At 53.5% G+C, this 21,393-nt stretch carries 25 protein-coding genes; 4 read left to right on the forward strand and 21 right to left on the reverse strand.

What is annotated here, in order from left to right:
• Nucleotides 1-6: 6 nt before the first annotated feature.
• On the reverse strand, nt 7-216 hold the full coding sequence (locus tag ACLJXE_RS17085) for a 4-oxalocrotonate tautomerase family protein (RefSeq protein ID WP_286628051.1): 210 nt from the start codon (nt 214-216) through the stop codon (nt 7-9).
• 149 nt (nt 217-365) lie between these two features.
• The gene (locus tag ACLJXE_RS17090) at nt 366-1,553 is read right to left on the reverse strand and encodes an MFS transporter (RefSeq protein WP_410751483.1); all 1,188 of its coding nucleotides are present in this window, start codon (nt 1,551-1,553) and stop codon (nt 366-368) included.
• A gap of 107 nt (nt 1,554-1,660) precedes the next feature.
• On the opposite strand from ACLJXE_RS17090, the gene ACLJXE_RS17095 reads away from it, so the two are divergent.
• From ACLJXE_RS17095 to ACLJXE_RS17110, 4 genes are all read left to right on the forward strand, one after another.
• Complete coding sequence (locus ACLJXE_RS17095) at nt 1,661-2,533, forward strand: LysR family transcriptional regulator (protein WP_410751484.1); 873 nt, start codon at nt 1,661-1,663, stop codon at nt 2,531-2,533.
• Nucleotides 2,534-2,768: 235 nt separating this feature from the next.
• Nucleotides 2,769-3,806 (forward strand): extracellular solute-binding protein, encoded by a 1,038-nt coding sequence (locus ACLJXE_RS17100; RefSeq protein WP_410751485.1) that lies wholly within the window; start codon nt 2,769-2,771, stop codon nt 3,804-3,806.
• Nucleotides 3,790-5,478: an ABC transporter permease gene (locus ACLJXE_RS17105; protein WP_410751486.1), complete on the forward strand. Its 1,689-nt coding sequence runs from the start codon at nt 3,790-3,792 to the stop codon at nt 5,476-5,478. The genes ACLJXE_RS17100 and ACLJXE_RS17105 overlap by 17 nt, the downstream gene beginning before the upstream one ends.
• A gap of 10 nt (nt 5,479-5,488) precedes the next feature.
• Nucleotides 5,489-6,178 carry an ABC transporter ATP-binding protein gene (locus ACLJXE_RS17110; protein ID WP_410751487.1) on the forward strand — a complete coding sequence of 230 codons (690 nt, stop codon included), beginning with the start codon at nt 5,489-5,491 and terminating at the stop codon, nt 6,176-6,178.
• Nucleotides 6,179-6,201: 23 nt separating this feature from the next.
• Here the strand turns inward: ACLJXE_RS17110 and ldtA are convergent, their stop codons facing one another.
• The 19 genes from ldtA to ACLJXE_RS17205 form a co-directional block, all read right to left on the reverse strand.
• Entirely contained in the window at nt 6,202-7,128 is a 927-nt protein-coding gene (gene ldtA / locus ACLJXE_RS17115; RefSeq protein WP_286628057.1) for a L,D-transpeptidase, read from the reverse strand.
• Between the two features lie 118 nt (nt 7,129-7,246).
• On the reverse strand, nt 7,247-8,311 hold the full coding sequence (cobT, locus tag ACLJXE_RS17120) for a nicotinate-nucleotide--dimethylbenzimidazole phosphoribosyltransferase (protein ID WP_410751488.1): 1,065 nt from the start codon (nt 8,309-8,311) through the stop codon (nt 7,247-7,249).
• Nucleotides 8,312-8,335: 24 nt separating this feature from the next.
• Nucleotides 8,336-9,079 carry an adenosylcobinamide-GDP ribazoletransferase gene (gene cobS / locus ACLJXE_RS17125; RefSeq protein ID WP_286628059.1) on the reverse strand — a complete coding sequence of 248 codons (744 nt, stop codon included), beginning with the start codon at nt 9,077-9,079 and terminating at the stop codon, nt 8,336-8,338.
• A complete protein-coding gene (cobU, locus tag ACLJXE_RS17130) occupies nt 9,076-9,621 on the reverse strand; it encodes a bifunctional adenosylcobinamide kinase/adenosylcobinamide-phosphate guanylyltransferase (RefSeq protein WP_410751489.1) in 546 nt (181 codons plus the stop codon). Before cobU ends, cobS begins: the two co-directional genes overlap by 4 nt.
• Nucleotides 9,618-11,138, reverse strand: coding sequence for a cobyric acid synthase (locus ACLJXE_RS17135; protein WP_286628061.1), 1,521 nt, complete (start codon nt 11,136-11,138; stop codon nt 9,618-9,620). The genes cobU and ACLJXE_RS17135 overlap by 4 nt, the downstream gene beginning before the upstream one ends.
• Nucleotides 11,135-11,950: an energy-coupling factor ABC transporter ATP-binding protein gene (locus tag ACLJXE_RS17140; protein WP_005123032.1), complete on the reverse strand. Its 816-nt coding sequence runs from the start codon at nt 11,948-11,950 to the stop codon at nt 11,135-11,137. Before ACLJXE_RS17140 ends, ACLJXE_RS17135 begins: the two co-directional genes overlap by 4 nt.
• A gap of 8 nt (nt 11,951-11,958) precedes the next feature.
• The gene (locus tag ACLJXE_RS17145) at nt 11,959-12,636 is read right to left on the reverse strand and encodes an energy-coupling factor ABC transporter transmembrane protein (protein ID WP_410751603.1); all 678 of its coding nucleotides are present in this window, start codon (nt 12,634-12,636) and stop codon (nt 11,959-11,961) included.
• Nucleotides 12,623-12,904, reverse strand: coding sequence for an energy-coupling factor ABC transporter substrate-binding protein (locus ACLJXE_RS17150; RefSeq protein WP_137382353.1), 282 nt, complete (start codon nt 12,902-12,904; stop codon nt 12,623-12,625). Before ACLJXE_RS17150 ends, ACLJXE_RS17145 begins: the two co-directional genes overlap by 14 nt.
• Before the next feature lie 2 nt (nt 12,905-12,906).
• A complete protein-coding gene (gene cbiM, locus ACLJXE_RS17155) occupies nt 12,907-13,644 on the reverse strand; it encodes a cobalt ECF transporter S component CbiM (protein WP_271441833.1) in 738 nt (245 codons plus the stop codon).
• Nucleotides 13,641-14,354, reverse strand: a complete 714-nt coding sequence (locus ACLJXE_RS17160; RefSeq protein ID WP_410751490.1) for a cobalt-factor II C(20)-methyltransferase — start codon at nt 14,352-14,354, stop codon at nt 13,641-13,643. Before ACLJXE_RS17160 ends, cbiM begins: the two co-directional genes overlap by 4 nt.
• Complete coding sequence (gene cbiK / locus ACLJXE_RS17165; RefSeq protein ID WP_410751491.1) at nt 14,351-15,145, reverse strand: sirohydrochlorin cobaltochelatase; 795 nt, start codon at nt 15,143-15,145, stop codon at nt 14,351-14,353. Before cbiK ends, ACLJXE_RS17160 begins: the two co-directional genes overlap by 4 nt.
• 10 nt (nt 15,146-15,155) lie before the next feature.
• Complete coding sequence (locus ACLJXE_RS17170) at nt 15,156-15,941, reverse strand: cobalt-precorrin-6A reductase (RefSeq protein ID WP_286628064.1); 786 nt, start codon at nt 15,939-15,941, stop codon at nt 15,156-15,158.
• Nucleotides 15,938-16,663, reverse strand: a complete 726-nt coding sequence (locus ACLJXE_RS17175; RefSeq protein WP_048211983.1) for a precorrin-3B C(17)-methyltransferase — start codon at nt 16,661-16,663, stop codon at nt 15,938-15,940. Before ACLJXE_RS17175 ends, ACLJXE_RS17170 begins: the two co-directional genes overlap by 4 nt.
• On the reverse strand, nt 16,663-17,718 hold the full coding sequence (gene cbiG / locus ACLJXE_RS17180) for a cobalt-precorrin 5A hydrolase (protein WP_410751492.1): 1,056 nt from the start codon (nt 17,716-17,718) through the stop codon (nt 16,663-16,665). Before cbiG ends, ACLJXE_RS17175 begins: the two co-directional genes overlap by 1 nt.
• Complete coding sequence (locus ACLJXE_RS17185; protein WP_005123046.1) at nt 17,699-18,472, reverse strand: cobalt-precorrin-4 methyltransferase; 774 nt, start codon at nt 18,470-18,472, stop codon at nt 17,699-17,701. The genes cbiG and ACLJXE_RS17185 overlap by 20 nt, the downstream gene beginning before the upstream one ends.
• Nucleotides 18,465-19,034: a decarboxylating cobalt-precorrin-6B (C(15))-methyltransferase gene (locus ACLJXE_RS17190; protein WP_410751493.1), complete on the reverse strand. Its 570-nt coding sequence runs from the start codon at nt 19,032-19,034 to the stop codon at nt 18,465-18,467. The genes ACLJXE_RS17185 and ACLJXE_RS17190 overlap by 8 nt, the downstream gene beginning before the upstream one ends.
• Nucleotides 19,024-19,629, reverse strand: a complete 606-nt coding sequence (locus ACLJXE_RS17195; RefSeq protein WP_286628067.1) for a cobalt-precorrin-7 (C(5))-methyltransferase — start codon at nt 19,627-19,629, stop codon at nt 19,024-19,026. The genes ACLJXE_RS17190 and ACLJXE_RS17195 overlap by 11 nt, the downstream gene beginning before the upstream one ends.
• A complete protein-coding gene (gene cbiD / locus ACLJXE_RS17200; protein WP_286628068.1) occupies nt 19,623-20,762 on the reverse strand; it encodes a cobalt-precorrin-5B (C(1))-methyltransferase CbiD in 1,140 nt (379 codons plus the stop codon). Before cbiD ends, ACLJXE_RS17195 begins: the two co-directional genes overlap by 7 nt.
• Nucleotides 20,759-21,391 carry a cobalt-precorrin-8 methylmutase gene (locus ACLJXE_RS17205; RefSeq protein ID WP_286628069.1) on the reverse strand — a complete coding sequence of 211 codons (633 nt, stop codon included), beginning with the start codon at nt 21,389-21,391 and terminating at the stop codon, nt 20,759-20,761. Before ACLJXE_RS17205 ends, cbiD begins: the two co-directional genes overlap by 4 nt.
• Nucleotides 21,392-21,393: the final 2 nt, after the last annotated feature.

A 21,393-nucleotide genomic window follows, 5' to 3' on the forward strand; every position in this document is an offset into this window, starting at 1 on the left:
TCAGATTCACTCTTTACTGGCTTTTTTACGCAATTCGGTCACCGGTACGCCACCAATCCCCCAGTTATCGGTTTCGACTTCGTCAATAACCACAATCGTTGTCTTGGGATTTTTGTTAAGCACATCCACCAGTAGCTGAGTAACACCTTCCATCAGCTGTTTCTTTTGTTTATCGGTAGCACCTTCTTTGGTGATCTTAATATTTACGTAGGGCATAAAAACTCCTGCAAATCAGATAATTATGGGAAATGCGCACAGACAGAACAGCACGCACATTAAACAGCAGAACAAAGTCATAATGTTTTTGAAAACGAGTTCTGCCGGAGGAACTATTAAGAAAACTAGCTGAAATATAACGATTGTCATTATTTCCCAGAACAACCAGAATATTTAGCTTTGTTGTATTGTAAATAACTAATCGCTGCTGCGATAAATAACGAGACGGCACCCAACAATATGGAATAGGTCATTCCATTTTTATTACTCTGAAAGACACTGACAACTAATGGGCCGAGGATTTGCCCTATCCCATATGTCAGCGTAACGAGACCGAGGAGATTAATCTTTTTGGGCGCGCTTATTTTTCTAGCCAGCGGCATGACTAACGAGCTTGTACCCATAAATGTGCCACCAAATCCAATGCAGCTAATGGTTAACAGCAGTGGCGAGTTAATAAATATGGCCATGACTACACAACTCGCTTGCACAATTAAGTTAGCGCTCAGGCAGAATAATATATTCCATTTGCGGGCGGCCCATAGCCAACCATAGCAGCCGGGAATAATGGCAAGACCGACAATAGACCAGATATGGTCGGCTAAAAAAGTGTTGCCACCCCCCCGGGCCATTAACGGCAAATACGTGGCGACAATGATATAGCCGAACCCCGCCAGTCCATACAGTACGGCTAAATTCCACCACTGGATATCCGACTCCACGCCTACGGCAGCTTTTACTGGGGAGATCATATGATTATCTTTCGGCAATAGCATCGTCAGTATGACGAAAAGTATCGCTGAAATTATGGCTGCGCCAATCCACAACACACGTGAATTTAAAGCGTAGAATACGCCGGCAATGACATATTCATTGCCGATAAAAATGCCCACTCCTACGCCCGAAAACAAAGAGGCGATAACAAAAGGATGATGGGTATGCTGAAGGACCAGCATTGAACCAAATATCATCATTCCCGCGCTTGCCACACCCGCGAGAAACCTGATTAACAAAATAATTTCTGGCTGGGTCACTTTTGCCATCAAAAAAATCAGCATGACGGTAAGTAGTGCTGAGACCAGTAACAACACTCTTAACTTATTGACAGCGCTAAAAATACCAAAAGAAAAAAGGAGGCTGCCGACAAGATAACCAGCATAGTTGGCGCTGGCAATTAGAGATAATTGTGAAAAGGTAAACAGTCCTTCATGAAGCATAACCGGGAGCATAGGTGTGTATAAAAAGCGCCCAATGCCCATTCCTAAGGTCAAGACGATCATACCAAATACAGCCGTACTCAACTGACGGAGGCCAACAGCACTGTGATCGAGATCCATATTTTGGCCTCAAAAGACGAATTAAGTTTGATTGTTATCTTACACAAGGAAATGATGATAAAAAGTTAATAAAAATAACGAAAACATTCACTTTGAGTGATGCTTCTATGAACAGTACCTCTCTGAACTTGTTTAAAACGGTTGCGGAAACGGGCTCCATATCCGCTGCTGCACGCAGTCTGCATTGCGTTTCTTCGAATGTCACAACCCGCCTTAAACAGCTGGAAGCCAGCCTTGATGTCTCTCTGTTTGTGCGCGAGAAAAATCGACTCTACATTACTCCTGAGGGCGAGCTGCTACTGCGCTACGCCAACAAAATTCTGGCGTTGTTAGAGGAAGCGGAATTGTCCATGCTGGGAACAAAAGTGGCGGGGCCATTGCGTATTGGTGCAATGGAAACGACCGCAGCGGTACGTCTCCCTTCGATACTGGCGAATTTCCACCGCGAAATGCCTTCCATTGAGTTAAACCTGAAAACCTCCCCTACTGAGGCGCTGGTGCAACACATTCTGAACAATGAACTGGAAATCGCATTCGTTGCCGATCATCAGGGACTGCATATGGAAAATTCACCCCTGCAATCACACGTGTTATGTCAGGAAACACTGGTACTGGTAACAGCGGCAGAGCACCAGAATGTCATTACAGGCGCAGATCTCCGGGTGACAAGGCCGCTGGTCTTTGTTAAAGGGTGCAACTATCGCTCCCGCCTGGGGGAATGGCTGCGCCTACAGGGGGTCGATTACGCCGATCCTCTGGAATTTGGCTCTTTTCAGGCGATCCTTGGTTGCGTGAGTGCCGGAATGGGGATTGCGCTGTTGCCGGAGAGTGTTGTCAGACAGTATGAAAATAACTTCCCTATCCGAAGTCATACGATTACGCCACAGATAGGTAAAGTGAACACCATGATGATATGGCTAAAAAGCCGCGAAGTCAGCCGGGTACTTAATCGCTTTGTCTCGTTTATTACACAGGCTTAAGCGATTGCGCCTGGTAACGCCAGGCGGACGGCAACCCAGTGTATTCATGGATGTTAAAAATTTTATCCATAACAGGGACAGGCAACTTCACACCGTTGATTAAAGTTATGTAAATGCAAATTGTTTACACTTTGCAATGATTGTAATTGCTAGTGATTATCATTTATTGTACGCAGGCAAAAAATGAGCCCCTGCTCGGGTCACTGTACGTTCCAATTACGCCGGGATATAAACGATGAATGCTCTGCCTCGCGCTGGACTGCGCCGTATCACGCTTGCTTCTGCTCTGGTCCTCTCTGTCAGCCTGCCGGCTTTCGCCCAGGATACGTTAACGCTGTATACCACTCGTGAACCGGGCCTGATTCAGCCCCTGCTTGATAGCTGGACTAAAGCCAGCGGTATAAAAGTCAGCACGGTCTATATCAAGGACGGCATGCTTGAGCGTGTTAAAGCGGAAGGTAAAAACTCCCCTGCCGACCTGCTGATGACCGTTGACGCCGGGAACCTTATTGATTTAGTCGAAGCGGGTGTGACACAACCCGTAGAGTCAGAAGCACTGAAAGCGGCTATTCCGGCCAATCTCCGCGGTGCAGATAACCAGTGGTTTGCGCTGTCAATGCGTGCGCGTGTGTTGTACGCCGAGAAGTCAATGCCAATCGATAACTGGCATTACGAGCAACTCGCCAACCCTGAGTACAAAGGTAAAGTCTGCATCCGTGCCGGACAACACCCGTATAACACGGCATTGATTGCCGCCATGATCGCGCATCACGGCGAAGCAAAAACGGAAGAATGGCTGCGTGGCGTGAAAGCGAATCTGGCACGTAAAGCGACTGGCGGCGACCGTGACGTTGCCCGCGATATCCTCGGGGGTATTTGCGATATTGGCCTGGCGAACTCCTATTACGTCGGCCATATGAAAAACGCCAAAGAAGGCAGCGATGCACGCCAATGGGGCGATGCAATTAAAGTCGTCAAGCCAACCTTTGAAAATGGCGGCACGCACGTCAATATCAGCGGCGCTGCAGTAGCACGCTATGCCCCCAATAAAGCCGATGCCGTTAAGCTGATGGAATATCTGGTTTCCGCACCTGCCCAGCAGCAGTACGCGAAAGCGAACTTCGAATACCCGGTATTGAAAGGTGTCACTCTCGACCCAGTGATCAACGCCACAATTGGTGAGATCGACGTCGATAAAATTCCGTTAACCGAAATCGTGAAATACCGTAAACAAGCAAGTCTGCTGGTAGATAAAGTTGGATTCGATCAATAAACTTCTGCAGTTTCCGACGTTACGCGGCCTGATTTCCGGGCCGCAGTCATTATTAACGCCGTTGCACCTTGGGGCACTTTGCATTGCGCTTGGCGTCCTGACTCCCATCATTGCACTTATCTGGCAAGCTACCCAGTCGGATTTATCGCACTGGGACAATCTCATTACGTTTGTGCTACCTGCAGCATTAAAAAACACCGTGCTGCTGTTAGCCGGTGTTGCCGTGTTGGTGGGCGTGATTGGCGTAGGCAGCGCCTGGGCCGTCACAGCATGGGACTTTCCTGGCCGTAAGATCCTCAGTTGGGCGTTGCTGCTGCCGCTGGCGATGCCAACCTACATCGTCGCCTTTGCCTGGCTCGATCTGCTGCATCCGATCGGCCCTCTGCAAACCTTTATCCGCTTCCTGCTGGGCTTTGACAGTCCACGACAGTTCCGGCTACCGGATTTGCGTTCGCTTTCCGGAGCGATTATTTTGCTCGGTTTAGTGCTCTATCCTTACGTCTATCTGACGACCCGAGCCACCTTTATCAGTCAGCCGGCCCATTTACTGGAGGCTGCCCGTACACTGGGATGCAGTGCTGCCGGGACGTTCTTCCGTGTCGCCCTGCCGATGGCGCGCCCGGCACTGGCTGTCGGCATCAGCCTGGCACTTCTGGAAACGCTCAACGATATTGGTGCATCGGAATTCCTCGGCGTACAAACGTTAACCGTTACCGTCTACACCACATGGATCTCTCGTTCTGATTTATCCGCCGCCGCACAAATCGCCTGCATGATGCTGATGTTTATCTTCTTCATTCTGACGCTGGAATTTTACGGGCGCAGAAAGCAAGGATTCAGCAGCCGCAGCCTGCGGGAAATCCAACCCACTCGTGTGCACGGCTGGCGTGGCTGGCTACTCGGCGCGGTCATTTCGCTACCCGTTATATTGGGCTTTGTGGCCCCGGTTCTCTTTTTGATGTGGGAAAGTGCCAAACGCTTAGGGGACACGAGCCCACTGTCTGCCTCGTTGCTTTCAGCATTACAAAATACGCTCTTGCTGGCAGCAGGCACCACGCTGGTGGTGATTTGCGTCAGCTTGCTGGTGGCCTGGAGCGCACGCCATAGCGCTGCAGACAACGCGATGCCAGGCTTTCGTCGTGGCGTGATGCGTCTGGCCTCCCTCGGCTATGCCGTTCCCGGAACGATTCTGGCGATTGGTTTTTTGCCTCCAGCGATGGCTGTCGATCGTTGGCTGGCCGACTTACTCGATATTCGTGGGTTACCGCTGATGTCTGCTGGTATTTTGTTGGTCATTTGCTGCGCGATGCGCTTCCAGGCAATTGCCATCGGTGCGCTGGACTCCGGTCTGGGGCGCATCCCGCCGTCACTCGAACAGGCTTCACGCCTGCTCGGCGAAAACGGTGCCGGAACATTTGCCCGCGTTCATTTTCCGTTACTGCGTCCGGCATTAGTGAGCAGCGCATTGCTGGTGTTTGCCGATGCGATGAAAGAGCTGCCAACAACGCTGCTGCTGCGCCCGGTAAATTTCGAAACGCTGGCCACCCTGCTGTATGCAGAAGCCGCCCGTGGAACCTATGAAGAAGGCGCAATCGCCGCGCTCCTGATTGTTTTAGCAGGTACACTGCCCGTTATATTGTTGGTGCGTCACCAGATGACTCGCCGTGGTTAAGAGAGCAACAATGTCAGAAATCGCATTACGACTCCAGGACGTGCACGTTGCCTACGGCAACAGCCTGCAACCGGTTCTGAACGGATTCTCAATGTCGGTACGCAAAGGGGAGATTGCCTGCCTGCTTGGCGCTTCAGGCTGTGGGAAAACAACGGTATTGCGTGCAGTTGCCGGTTTTGAACGACTGCAGTGTGGAGAGATCTATGTCTCAGAGCGGCGTATCGCTGGCCCCGGCGTTCATTTGCCGCCGGAAAAACGTCATGTCGGCATGGTCTTTCAGGAATACGCCTTATTTCCCCATCTGACAGCACAGCAAAACGTTGCCTTCGGTTTACGGCGTATGCCACGTGAAGCGCAACAGGCCAGAGTGACGGAGCTGTTGAAAATGGTGGAATTGCACAGTCATGCTAACCATTACCCTCATGAGCTTTCTGGCGGGCAGCAGCAGCGCATCGCATTAGCCCGCGCGCTGGCACCACACCCAGAAATTTTACTGCTGGATGAGCCCTTCTCCAGCCTGGATAAGCGCACACGCGAGCGCCTTGGTAATGAGGTTCGGGATATTTTACGGGCTGCCGGCCAGACCGCTCTGTTGGTTACCCACAGCGAGCACGAAGCTCAGTTGATGGCGGACCATATCGGTTTTGTGAAAATGGGTCAGTATCAGGTTAAAAAGGCGGCCCACCATAGCCAGGGCTAAGAAAGAGCCGCGTAGTGACATCGCTAATGTGTCTGCATCAGACTGATATTTACCGGCATCCCGGAACGGCGTTCCAGTGCCTGATTCCCACGATTTACATCCACGTCATTCCCGCTGATAAATGTACGCAAAACGGGGGTGACGGGCAGCGGAACCTTTCTGTCAGATTCATATTCGGAGCGATTGCGGGACAGCGGTTCATGAACTTCAACCCAATGGCTACCGTCTGGCTCAGTGCTGAATTTTACCGGTCGGTCAATAATCTGAACACGCGTGCCAACCGGCACAGTATCAAACAGGTATTTGATGTCGTCATTACGCAGACGGATGCAGCCCTGGCTCACGCGTAACCCAATACCGAAGTTGGCGTTAGTACCATGAATGGCGTACAACCTGCCGATATAGATCGCGTACAGTCCCATCGGATTGTCTGGCCCGGCAGGCACAAATGCCGGTAAGCTTTCCCCACGAGCAGCATACTCCCGTCGGGTATTTGCCGTGGGCGTCCAGCTTGGTGCTTCCTGTTTACGTTCGACCGCCGTGACCCAGTTGCGCGGAGTTTCCCTCCCGGCCTGCCCAATACCAATAGGTAACACCTCTACCGTATTAGCACCCTCAGGGTAATAATACAGCCGCATTTCTGCGACGTTGATAACGATGCCTTCGCGTATGGTATCAGGCAATATCAATTGTTGTGGCACCACCAGTGTGGAGCCCGGCTTCGGCAGAAATACATCCACACCAGGATTGGCTTCGAGCATATTGCTCAATCCCTGTCCATACTGTGCGGCAAAAGCCTCCAGGGGCTGCGTGTTACCAGCGGGAATCGTTATCGTCAGAGGGCTTCCGACCAGGCGGCTGCCCTCAGGAGGCAAGGGGTAGCTCACCGCCTGCGATCCCTGACTCGCGAGCAGCATAACAAGAGCACACAGCAGTTTTACACGACGCATCTTTTTCCTTTCCTTCGTCGCAACAGATATCCGTTAAGTATAGCTTTTTTATCTGTTTTAGGGGGTTACGACGAGAATGCACATAAAAAGCCCCGCCATAAAGCGGGGTCGTGAGCGGCTACGCTTCTTTGCCATCCGGTAATACAATATTACTGGCAGCTAACTGCCCCATATTGCTATACATCGCGCAGGCTGCTTCAACAATGGGCATCGCCAGCGCGGCACCACTGCCTTCGCCTAAACGCATTCCCATGTTGAGATACGGCTCCAGTTCCAGGTGCGCCAGTGCAGTACGAGCGCCCTTCTCGGCGGAGAAATGCGACGGGATCAGATAAGGTTTAATCTCCGGCGCTATCTGACAAGCAGCCAGTGCCGCTGAATAAGACAGAAAACCATCCAGGATGACCGGCAGACCACAAGACGCCGCCCCCAACATCACCCCCGCCATACCGACAAGATCAAACCCACCCACTTTTGCCAGCACATCAATACCATCACGGCTGTCCGGCTGGTTGACGGCAATGGCCCGGCGAACAACATCGACCTTATTTCCTACCCTCGAGAGCGGAAGGTTAGCACCAATACCCACCACATCCTCTGCATCGCTACCGGTTAACACACTGACAATCGCCGCCGCAGGAGTGGTGTTTGCCATGCCAAGCTCACCGACGCCAAACAACGTGACACCATCATTCGCCAGCTCTCGGGTATACCGAATCACTTCCAGCAGTAGCTCTTCGGCCTGTGAGCGACGCATTGCCGGCCCTTGCGCAATATTGCCGCAACCGCGCGCTACGCGCATGTTCACTACGCCAGGAATGAGTTCGGCGTCAATTCCCACATCAATCACATGCACCTTTGCGCCAGCCTGAGCGGCCAACACGCAGACGCCGGTCGTTCCGCGCGTCATATTGTCCGCCTGAATCGCCGTAACGATCTTAGGCGAAACAGCAACACCTTCATCCCACACGCCGTGGTCGGCGCACATCACCAGCATCGCTTTCCCCCCAACATGTGGCACGCCTTTCAGGCCTGGCATACCGGCCAGTTGCACAGCGAGAGATTCGAGTCGCCCAAGACTTCCCGGCGGCTTAAGCAGGCCATCAATATGTTGCTGCGCGCGCAGCATTGCAGCGCTATCGGGTGAAGGGATCGCGTGAAGTAAAGAGGATAAAGTCTGCATAAGGGTTCCAGTATGTTGACTGACTCAAAGAAGAGCCAGCAGGAAAACCAACTCGCCAAGTTCAATGGCCGCACCCAGCGTATCGCCGGTTTGCCCACCTAACGTGCGTTTTAATAACTGCCCAAGAATGAAGATCGCCACCAACGTAACGACCAGTGCTGCCACACCGCGCATGCCAGGAAGCAGGACGGCCGCAAGGATCGCCGTGAGCCCCAACGTGACACATGTCTGTCGTCCGGTAACTTTGCCAATAAAGACATTTCCCAGCCCTTCTTCGCGGGCATAACGGTGTCGATACATCAGCAAAACAGCGGTACCCCGCCCAGCGACGCAGGCTGCAGCCAGTGCTGCCAGCATCGGTGTTCCGCGCAGCGCCAGTTCGCTCACCACCAACACTTTGGCCAGTAGCACAAAGATCAGTGCCAGCCCGCCATGGGTCCCGAGTCGACTGTCGCGCATGATTTCCAGCATCCGTTCGCGTCGACGTGCAGAAAAAATGCCGTCACAGGTATCCGCCAGTCCATCAAGGTGAAAACCGCCAGTCAGCAGCGCCAGTGCCAGCACAGCAAACAGGGCGGCCAGAGGAATACCACACCAGGATTGCAGCACCATAAAGACCAGTCCCGTCAGCCCACCCAGTACAACACCTATAAGGGGGAACATAACGATGCCGCGTGAATAATGCTCGAAATCCAGACCTTGCGACCAACGCGTTGGAACGGGCAAACGACTGATAAAAGAGAGCATTGCCCAGAACAACTTACTCATTTAATTTTGACTCCAATTCCTGATACCACCAGCCAGACCTCATCAGCTGCCGCCGCCAGGCGTTGGTTAACACGTCCGGCAATATCGCGAAAATGCCGAGCCAGACGGTTCTCCGGAACGATCCCCATCCCCACTTCGTTTGTCACTAAAACGACCGTTGCCGGACAGCGCTGACAGGCCTCAATCAGCGTACGGATCTCCTCTTCAATGGCGTGTTCCATCGCCGCGTAATCCCAGCCGTCAGGATTGCTATCGCCACCCAAAGCAAACAGCAGATTGGTCACCATCGTGGTGATGCATTCCAGCAAAATCGCCTCATGCGGATTGTTCGCCGCCGTGATCAGCTCATCAAGATGTTGCCAACGCTCAGCAGTACGCCAGTGCGCGGGACGCCCATCGCGATGGTGCTGAATCCGTGCTGCCATCTCCTCATCAAAAATCTGCGATGTGGCGATATACAGCACCTGCGGGGAATCAGCAATCAACGCTTCCGCATGTCGACTTTTGCCGCTACGGGCACCGCCCGTCACCAGAATCATCATACGGACTCCCGGTGCTGATGCATGATGGTATAAATTTTCTCAATATCGATGTGTTGCCGCATCGCATCCGCCAGCAGATCAAACTGCTGCGATTTATATTGCGCGTATTGGAAGGTGGAATCCAGCGCGGTTAACCCTTTGCGTTCACGCAGGCCGTTGACCAACGCACGGGTGAATTCATCACTGTCAAACAGACCGTGCAGATAGGTACCCAATACCAGTCCGTCAGAGCTCACCGCACCGTCAGCCATAACACCACCGTTTTTATGCAGTGTCATGACGGGCTGGCAGTCATCTGTTAATTGCGTTTCACCCATATGAATTTCATAGCCGCGTACGGATAACTTCGCCACACCCGCCAGCCAGTCAGGCAGTGTGGAAGACATCACCCCTGCCACCTGGGTCGTCGTTTTATGTTGGGCAAAATGGGTCACGATATTCAGCAGTCCGAGCCCCGGCAGCGTGCCGAGTCCTGACTCCACATCATCAATGATGGTGTCTCCGAGCATCTGATAGCCACCGCAAATTCCGATTACCGGTACACGCTGACGGTGTAATTGCAACACGCCGTGGGCTATACCGCTTTCACGTAACCAGACCAGATCGCCCAGCGTATTTTTACTGCCCGGCAGAATCACCAGATCGGCTCCCGCCAGCTCCTCCGGGTGGCGCACATAGCGCACACGAACATCCGGTTGAGCAGCAAGCGCGTTGAAGTCAGTAAAGTTAGAGATATGTGGCAGTTGGACTACGGCTATCTCAATATCTCGCTTATCCGTGCGTACGTACTTCCCTTTTTGCAGTGCGACGCCATCCTCATCTTCGAGGTCCACATCCAGCCATGGCATCACGCCCAACACCGGAACGCCGGTCAGCGCCTCAATTTGTTCAATGCCGGAGTACAACAACGCCACATCACCGCGAAACTTGTTGATGATGACCCCTTTGACTCTGGCGCGCTCATGGTCGTGCAACAGCGCCAGTGTGCCGTAAATGGAGGCAAACACCCCACCACGATCGATATCCGCCACCAGGACGACCGGGCAGCGCGCCATCTCCGCCATCCCCATATTCACGATATCGCGATCGCGCAGGTTGATTTCTGCCGGGCTTCCCGCTCCTTCCAGCACGACAACATCGAACTCCTGTGCCAAACTGTTATAAACTGAAATAATCTGTTCACGCAGCCGCGGTTTGTACTCGTGGTAACTGACCGCATCCATATCAGTTGCCACTTTGCCCATCAACACGACCTGAGCTTTACGATCGCTGGTCGGTTTAAGTAGCACAGGGTTCATGCGCACATCCGGCGTTATCCCTGCCGCCTCAGCCTGAAATATTTGCGCGCGCCCCATCTCCTTTCCCTCCGGCGTGATGCCCGAGTTCAACGCCATGTTCTGCGATTTGAACGGCGCGGTACGCAATCCATCCTGATAAAAAATACGACACAGCCCGGCGACGAGTACGCTTTTGCCAACATCAGATGCCGTTCCCTGCAACATTATTGCCTGCGTCATGACGCCTCCTTCAGTGCGTTCTTTCGCATACAGCTAAAAAATTCAGCCTCTGTTTTACACAGCGGGAAACCCAGCTCGGTGTGCAATTTCACCAGCCATGGCTGAGTTAATCCGGCTTGTTCAATAAGATCGGTACGGGCGAACACGTCACCCGGCGTACCGTGCGTCAGCACTTCTCCGCGACGTAAAACGTACACCGCATCGCTGACTTCATAGATGAGATCAATATCATGGCTGGAAATAACCACATGATTTCCTTGCGCCACAATACGTTTGATAATTTCAATCATCTGCGTACGCCCTGATGGGTCGAGACCGGCGGTGGGTTCATCCAGTAACAAATACTGCGCCTGCAGCACCAGCGCCCCCGCAATCGCCACGCGTTTTTTTTGTCCGTGGCTGAGACACTGAATGGGCTGATGGCGAAAATGTTGCGCATCGACCAACGTCAAGGCATCGTCCACCCGACGGGCAATTTCAGCTTCGTCCACGCCCAGATTACGCAGGCTAAACGCGATGTCACTGTCGATGTCGGTATAAAAGATTTGCTGATCGGGGTCCTGAAATACCGTTGCCACCTGCTGACGTAGCGCCAGCAGTCCGCGCTTGCTGTAATCCAGTGGTTTTCCTTGCCACATCACCGCCCCCTGTTGTGGGCGCAGTAAACCGCTCAGGTTCATAAACAGCGTGGACTTCCCGCAACCATTGGCCCCCACCAGCCCGGTGACAGCATGTTGAGAAAAGTCCAGCGTTAGCCCTTTGAGAATCGGGTCATCCTGGTAGCGAAACCAAAGCGCTGAGGTGGCAAGCATACTTTTCCTTACAGGTGAAAATCACCCTGATACAGTTTGATATCCAGTGTGGTGGTCATTTGCTGATAACGGATCAACACGCGGGTAAACAATAATCCCACCAGCATCGCCAGAGAGCGATAGCCCAACGGCAAGCTACGATAACCAAAACGCAGCGTTTGTGCGCGATGAATGGCAAGTGCCTCGTCTAACAGGATAAAAATAAATCGCCAGGTCAGCAGAATAAGCTCTGTCATCAGTCGTGGAACATGTGCACGTTTGAGCAGAATAATTAACTGCGGAAACGGTAAATTCAGCACCAGCCAGAACGTTGCAGCCAGCGCTGCAAGGCTTCGCCAGAACGTTTCATTGGCCGTGTGAATGCCCGATGAAGTAATCCCCAGCCAGAAACTGCCCACGGGTACGCTGACCAGTAAGGTATGCGGGTCGCGGCTGACGCTAAACAGAATCGTCACAACGCCCACCAGCAGAAAACCAAACGGTAACGCCATCCAACGACACCAGCACCAGAAAGAAACCCTCAGCAGCCAGCAACTGAGCGCCGCTACCAGCAACATCTCGATACCCTGCCCCAGTGGGGGCAGAGTAAAGGCCAGAATCATCATCACCAGCCAGAGCAAGAATTTTCGCTGCGGTGAGACATGAAACCAGCGGCTCTGGTAGCTCAGCCTGTCAAGCCCGGTCATCACGGCGCTGCCTGCCCTTGGTATAACCCAGGATATAGAAAATCACGGCAGCTCCCAGCGAACCCTGTAGCGTAAACAGCAGGCTTTCAATTTCGCCGCTTGCAGGTTCATACAATGGCTGGAACCACGGCTCATAATGTGGCGCGATTGCCTGAATCTGACTTTCCGCTTCACCGTCTGAACCGCCGTATTCGCCCCCGTGGTTGATGAAAAACGGCAGGACCACCAGCGCAACGACCATCCCTAATAAAATCAGCGTCTTTTTCATCGTTAATGTCCTTGTGCGGTAATCAACTGGCGTTTGGTTAACTGGTCATAAATCATCACGGTTAGCAGCCCCTCTGCGATCGCAATTGGAACCTGCGTCAGACAGAAAATGCCCATGAACTTGATAATTGATCCCATCGCCCCCGCAGAGGGATCCGGGAAGGCGACGCCCAACTGCACAGAGGTGACGAAATAGGTCACGAGATCCGCCAGCATCGCGCACAGGAATACGCAAACATCACGACGGAACCCCGCGCGACAGGCCATCTTCCACACCATATACCCAACGACTGGACCGATTACCGCCATCGACATACCGTTAGCGCCAAGCGTTGTCAAACCGCCGTGGGCCAGTAACAGCGCCTGGAACAGCAAGACGATTGCCCCAAGAATAGCCACCACCCCCGGCCCGAACAGGATAACCGCCAGCCCCACCCCTGTAGGATGTGAGCAGCTCCCGGTAACGGAAGGAATTTTTAGCGCCGACAGGACAAAAATGAAGGCGCCACACAGGGCCAGCAGGACTTTCTGGTGGTTATCTTCCTGCACGATTTGGCGCAGACGCACTAACCCGTACCACAGGCAAGGTAGAAACAGCAGCCACCAGGCCAGCGCCCACATCGGTGGCAAAAAGCCTTCCATAATGTGCATCGCAAACGCCTGTTCAGGAACAATCATCAATAATAGTGCCGCAGCTAACCCGCTGAAAGACAGCTGTTTGAGCTGTTGTTCAAGCTTCATTGTGCATACTCCCACTGTTTATTAACCAGAATGGTTGAGAAATAAGGTAGCGGTTGATCGTCGCTCACGTCATTCAGATGGCGCCAGCACTGTTCACCTGGCAACGTGGCTTCAGACATCATCAATGCGCAGTCCAGCAAGCCTTCTTGTTGCAGCAGCGCTTTAATGCGCGCAAAACGACCGTACACCTTCATCAACACCAGGCTGTCATGCTGTTTTAATGCGTGCTGGATTTCACTTTCCGGCGCGGTACAGGAGACCACCGCCAGGGACTGTTGCTCCATGGCAAGCGGCGTTTTTGAACGTGCTGCAATTGCGGCAAACGAGGTGACGCCGGGGACAATTTCTAACCAGTCTGGATTACCAATACGCTGGAGTAAAAAGATCCAGGTACTAAATAACATGGCATCGCCGAGGGTAATAAAACCAACCTGTTTACCCGCTTTCACTTCCTGTACCAACGCAGCGGCGACCTCATCCCAGACAGCCTCTTTTTCAGCACTGTCGGCACTCATCGGGAAATGGCAACAGCGAACGTCCGTTTGCTCACCGATATATTCACGCACGATCGACAGCGCCAGACTATCGCCACCTTTACGCCCGGCCGGCGCATAGAGAATATCCAGCGTCCCAAGGGTACGTGCTGCACGCACGGTTACCAGATCGGCCGCACCGGGCCCGGTGCTCAGTGCATACAATTTACCACTCATGCTGCTTCCTCCAGCGCTACGCTCAGCGCTTGCTGTAAATGCGCGACGAACATGGCACGAACCGCCGGATTCTCACCCAGACCGCTGAGCCATGGCGTAGCCGGAATGCCTGCTGCGTTAAACAACGTTTTCCACGAATCCTCTTCATCAGAGGCCATATCATTGATAGCGTGGTCGCCGGCAACCAGCATTAGCGGCATAAGATGAACCGCCGTCACACCTTCCTGGCTTAAGCTTTCGATCAGCACCTCAACTTCCGGGTAGCTTTCTACTGCACCTACACGAGCCGGGAAGCGCTGCGCTGTCATCATGTGATCGAGACAGGCATAAGCAGCAAAGGCGTGATGACTGGCACCGTGGCCCATAAACACGACTTTTTCACGCTCACTTAACTGCGGCATCTGCTGTTGCAGCGCCTGCATCAGTTGTGCGTAATCATCGTGACTGCTCAACAACGGCACGCCCAACGTCAGGCGTGAAAACAGCGGGCGCATACTTTGGACTTCACGAACAATTTTCTCGTATTCGTCACCATTAATGATGTGCAGCGACTGAATAGCCACATCCTGATACCCCTGCTCCGCCAGCTTTTGTAGCGCCTGCAGCGGCGTGTCGATCTCAATGCCGTCCCGCTGCTTGAGCTTGCGGATGATCATCCCGGAGGTAAATGCCCTGAACAGATCGCGGTCGGGGCAACTGGCCGCAAGATCGCGCTCGCAGGCCACAATATTCTTCTCGCAGGTGTCGTGATAGCTGGTGCCAAAGCTGACCACCAGAAGCGCCTTTTTCATCTCTTACTCCTTAAGCAGCGGCCAGCCAGCGCGTTAAACGCGCCCCAAATGCGGCCTGGCTTTCCAGTAACTCTTCTCCCGTCACCAGCGGTGCCGGGCGTGTAATCACGATGCAGGGAATACCTGCATCCAGACAGGGCTGAACTTTTTCCTGATAACCCCCTTCCGCGCCTGACGCTTTGGTGATCATCACATCCGCCCGACACTGGCGATAAAACGCGGCATTGAACTCGGCGCTAAACGGCCCACACAGCGCGAAGATTTCGCCCACGCCAAAGCCCAGATCCGCGCACTGTTGAATCACCTCTGGCACAGGCAGTACGCGTGCCAGCAGCGTTTTTTCCGGCAAACCTGCACGCCAGATAGCCAAATCTTTACTGCCGGTCGTCAGCAACACGCGTTCGCCAAAACGACGAGCTGTTTCACATGCTTGCTGGATACTCTGTACGGTGTGCAGATGCGGGTGAGTTAAATCACTCAACTGTTCAGGTCGCTGATAGCGGCTCAACAACACGCCGGCCGCTTCACAGGCGTTCATGATGTTGCGGCTCACCACCTCGGCATAAGGATGTGAAGCATCAATCACCCAGCGCGTCCGGTTTTCCTGCAACCAGGCAATCATTTGTTCGCGCTCCAGACGCCCGCAGCGAACCTGACCTTTGATGTCACCTGCCAGTTGCTTACCTGTCGGCGTCGCCACCGACAGGGTGTAAGCGACATTTGCCGCATCAAGTTGCTGGCACAGCATGCGTGCATCGCTGGTGCCGCCCATAACCAGCACTTCACCGTAATTCACAGCACATAACCCCGCGGTGTAATCATCAGCCCATCCTGTACATAGGTGGTTTTGTTGCCGACAATCACCAGACTGGTCATATCCACCGGTTCAAAATCCATATCACCGAGCGTAGTCAGCCATTTTTCCTGCTTTTTACGACCGGCCGACTTCACGATACCTACTGGTGTTTGTGCGCTCTTGCTGGCGGAAAGCAGTTCAAATGCACGCGCCAGGTGTCCTTCACGACCGCGACTGCGCGGGTTGTAGAAACAGATAACGAAGTCAGCTTCACCTGCGGCAATAATGCGTTTTTCAATTACCGGCCACGGCGTTAACAGGTCACTCAGGCTGATATGGCAAAAATCGTGCATCAGCGGTGCGCCAAGCAATGATGCGGCGGCAATACTTGCCGTCATCCCTGGGATCAGCCGAACCTCAACATCCAGTTTTTGCTTGCTGACCAGCTCAAGTACCAACCCAGCCATACCGTAAATCCCGGCGTCGCCGCTGCTAATCAGCGCCACGTTGTGGCCAGCTTGCGCCAGTTCAATTGCGGCCTGGCAGCGTTCAATCTCTTTACACATTCCGGTTTTGATCACCTGCTTATCGCCGGTGAACGCCTTTACCAGATGGGTGTAGGTTTTATAGCCAACAATGATTTCTGCCGCCTGGAGAGCTTCAACGGCTTCCATGGTCATCATTGCCTGCGAGCCAGGGCCAATTCCAATTACGCTTAACATCAGTGTGAAACTCCCAAAGTGATCGTGACGCCCTGTTCGCGCAGGGTCTCGCCTAACAGTTGTCCGTGGCTCAGCAGCCAGGCTGCAGGACCGGAAACGCTTCCTGTACCCACCGTTTTGCGAACAAACGATGAGGCTGGAAAACGGTGTTCATGCTCACGCAGCGCGTCAGCGGTAAAGGTTTCGAAAGGCACGCGGCAACAGGAGGCCAACTGGATAAGCCCCTGTTCGTCTTTTTTCAGCGTAATGCTGCCAATGGCTTTTAACGCCAGCGGGTCGACGCGCTGGGCTTCGAGTTGGCGTGCCAGCAGCGCGGCTAACAGTGGGAACGGCGTATCCCGACGACAGCCAATTCCGGCAACCACTCGCTGCGGTACCAGCTTCCAGTGCAAAACTGGCAGCTCAGGCAGATTGTTGCGCAAGGTAATACAAATCAGCGCATCCAGTTCAGGAAGCTGATTGAGATCGGTCACCGTGATAAATCCACGGCGGTCGCAATGGCTGACGTCCTGTGCCAGTTCGTCGTCCCACCACAGACCAACCCGTTTGTTGCTGACCAGCATCTGGTTAACAATTTTGACCGCCGAGCGGAAATCATTCATGCGGGCATTTAACTGAAACGCCAGTGTGTCCAGCGCCGCCATATCGTTAACATCCGTCGCGGTGGTAATGACCGGGTCGGCCCCCAACATCCCCGCCAGATAACGCGCCAGTGCATTAGCCCCCCCCGCATGACCGGAGAGCAGGCTAATGACATGCTGGGCACGTTCATCAATGACCACCACAGCCGGATCGCAAAATTTGTCGTTGACCAGCGGAGCCAGCACACGCACTGCAATGCCAGTTGCACCGATAAAAATCAGCGCTGAGTAATTCGCAAACGCATCGCGCGCAGTGTTAGCAAAACCGTTGTCGAAAGGAATAAACCCCTCCTCCAGCAGTTTTTCACTGGTGAAACAGGTCACCGGCAGCATCGCCGCCAGACGTTTAGCAAGCACAACGCCGCCGGGGGTCAGGCAAAATAGCGCAAGTGATTCAGGCTTTACGGTATTCATGGCTAAAATCCGCCGCATAGAGTTTGGAGTAGTGATACTCCGAGCCCAGGAAGTTACCGACCAGAATGAGCGCCGTTTTACGGATCCCTGCGTCGCGAACTTTGTCGCCAATATCTGCCAGGGTACCGCGCACGGTCTGGCTTTCCGGCCAGGTTGCCTTGTAGATAACCGCCACTGGCGTGGCCGCCGGGTAACCGCCTTCAATCAGACGCTCAGCAACCCGGTGGATGCGTTGGACGGAAAGATAAATCGCCATCGATGTCTGGTGACTGGCAAACGACTCCAGTTGTTCACGTTCCGGTACCGGCGTGCGACCTTCCAGACGGGTAATGATTAGACTCTGCGACACTTCCGGTACGGTATACTCGACGCCCAACTCTGCCGCCGCGCCCAGGAACGCACTAACGCCAGGCACCACCTGCCAGTCGATCCCTCGCTTGGTCAGCTCTTCGCCTTGTTCACGTACAGAGCCATACAAAGAAACGTCACCGGTTTGCAGACGCACGACGGTTTTACCGGCTTTCACACCCGCTTCCATCAGATCAAGGATCTGCTCCAGATGCAGTTCGGCGCTGTCATGACATTCCGCTCCGGCCGGGCAATACTCCAGTAATTCAGTGTTAATCAGCGATCCGGCATAGATAACCACCTGTGCCTGCTGGAGCAACCGGTAACCTTTGAGGGTAATCAGTTCACGATCGCCAGGACCTGCACCAACAAACCACACACTACGGGGATCAAAAATCTCAGACATGGGTTCCTTCCTTCTGACAGGCGATAACAAATACGGGGTTATTCGGTTTGAAATAGTGACCACTACCCAGCCTGGAAAGTGAGGAAACCTGCAGTTGCAGGCAATCCACACCCTGTATGCCAAGGTGGTCCAGATGAGCCAGAGCGGTGTTCAGGTTTTCCTGAAGGATAAATGTCATCACCAGTCGCCCTGCGGGATGTAACTGACGCATTGACCAGTCGATCAGATCGGTCAGATGGCCGCCGCTACCGCCCATGAAAATGGCATCGGCTTTTTCCGCAATCGTCATCGGCGCGATACCTGGAAAAATATCGATGTTTGCACAGGCAAAATGCTGACGGTTTTCGTCCAGCAATCTGAGCGCATCCGGATTACGCTCGATCGCCGTGATACGCAGCCCTGGATATTGCAACGCCGCCTCAATCGACACGCTGCCGGTTCCCGCGCCGATATCAATCAGATGGCTGGCGCGGTGTAATTCAAGTTTTGAGAGGGCGAGTGCACGTACCGCTTCTTTGGTCATCGGCACGTTCTCTCCACGTAGAAAAAGCTCATCTTTCATCGAGGATCACCACTGCATTCATGTCATAGTCGGCTGTAATTTTGCTCACAGGCAGGCAGTGGATACGCTCATTGTCCATCGCCAGGTTTTCGCCAATCACCATCCAGCGATGTCCTTTGCCTCTGGCAACCAACTGCTGCGCAATTTCACGCGGGCCACACAGCGCGTCGGTCACCATCGCAACCTTGTTATGTCGCGCCAGTTCATCAAAACAGACACTGCGACCATGGCTACTGGTGAGCCACATGTCGTTCATATCAATACCCGCTTGCGCACACAGATACTGAACGGCGCTAATACCAGGAATAATGCGCACATTTTCAATACCAAAATGCGCCACCATCCGCGTGCCAATGCCGTAGAACAGCGGGTCACCTGAGGCCAGTACCACCACATTTCGCTCCTGATGTTCGCCGATCCAATTCAATAGCTCCGGAATATTGGCACCAAGAGCAAACCGTTCACCGGCAAAATCCGGGAACTGCTGCAGATGTCGCTTGCCACCGACCAGCACATCGGCCATTGCAACCGCGTCGCGCGCCACTGGCGTCATCAAATGCAACCCAGCGGGCCCCATCCCAACAACCGTTAACATTCCATCTCCTCTGCGATCTCCGCGACCGGACGATTGCTGCCGAGGACCTGATTATCAAAAGAGAACATGATGGCGTCGCAGGTCGGAGGATTTTTCGTAAAACGCAAGGTTTGCAGGACGCGCATACAAATACGCTTCGCCAAATGGTTGTAAATGTGTTGAAAACCGTATGCTTCGATATGTTCCATCGCAGCTTCGGTCGTGTCACAGTCGCTGACCAGCGTCAGCAGTTCCAACGGCGCGCCAAGTAATGCGAGGTGAGCGACCAGCGTTTCCATGCGGGCATCCGCAATATGACTATGGGTATGGAAGATCCCTGCCGCGATTTTGATAAGTTTGCCGGGATGGCCCACCAGCACGATCTGGCGGAATCCCAGGCGCACCGCTTCTTCAATCATGTAACCGACAAAGTTGCTCATAGTGACCACAACCTGTGTGTCGAGCCCCATCTGTTCACGCACAAAACGTTCGCCGTGATTACCCGGTACCAGCACTACGCGATCCAGCCCTGCCGCGCGTTTGATCTCCAGTTCCAGCGATAACGAACGTTTCCAGCTCTCTTCCGACATCGGCGTAACAATGCCCGTGGTACCTATGATCGAAATACCGCCCAGAATCCCCAGGCGCGAGTTGTAGGTTTTTTGCGCCCTTTCTTCACCTTCAGGCGCAAAAATCTCAATTTTTGCCCCGCGATTTGGTCCAATCGCTTCACGTACTGCGGACTCAATGGTCTGACGAGGTGTCCGGTTAATCGCCGAACTGCCCACCGGCAAACCAATCCCTTTACGGGTCACCGTACCAACACCCTCACCGCCCTGTAAGACAATGTCTTTGCTATCGTCTAACGTCACGCGGGCAAAGATCAGCATCCCATGCGTGGCGTCCACGTCATCACCACCGTCTTTGCGGATGGCGGCAATCGCCTGCTGCCCTTCGATATGCGGTGACTCCACGTTCAGGCATAACGTCACCCCGGAAGGCGTCACAATGGAAACCTGATGGATCAGATGCTGGCGCAGCACCATCAACGCAGCGACTTTTGCCGCCGCCGTCGCACACGATCCCGTGGTGTACCCTTTACGCAGCGCTTTACCGTTGTGCCACACTGGCGTATCGAAGGACTGGTCGCTCATCGCGCCCCCTGCATGTGATAAAGCATGGCGTTGACGATAGCGGCAGCGACGTTGCTGCCACCTTTGCGACCTAATGCGGCAATGGCGGGCAGATGACTTTGTGTCAGTGCATCTTTCGACTCCGCCGCGCCAACAAATCCTACCGGTACGCCAACCACACCGCTGACGGCTGCATCATGTTCCAACAGTCGGAACAACGCGGTTGGCGCGTTGCCAAAGACAAACAGTTTTTCGCCCTCTTCCTTCACGGCAATGTCGACTGCAGCCATTGAACGAGTGATCCCCTGTTCTTTTGCTGCCCGTACCACACGTGGATCGCTGATGTAACAGCGGCATTCGCCACCGAATTTTGCCAGCAGGGTTTTGTTGATCCCGGAAAGCGCCATCGTGGTATCGGTATAAATCACGCTCGGGCGACTCAATGCAGCGCAAAACTGTTCCAGTACACCGCTGGAAAACCACAGAATGTCCAGCCAGTCAAAATCCGCGGTTGTGTGGATCACCCGCTTGATGATGGCTTCATGCAACGGACTGGCAAACTGATAATCCGGGCGAGTTTCACTGATAATCTCGCCAATGATGTCGAAACTTTTGGCCTCAATCGCTTGAGGTTGCTGGATATAGTGCATTT

It is taken from the genome of Citrobacter sp. U14242 (genome assembly GCF_046555775.1).
Taxonomy (GTDB): Bacteria; Pseudomonadota; Gammaproteobacteria; order Enterobacterales; family Enterobacteriaceae; genus Citrobacter.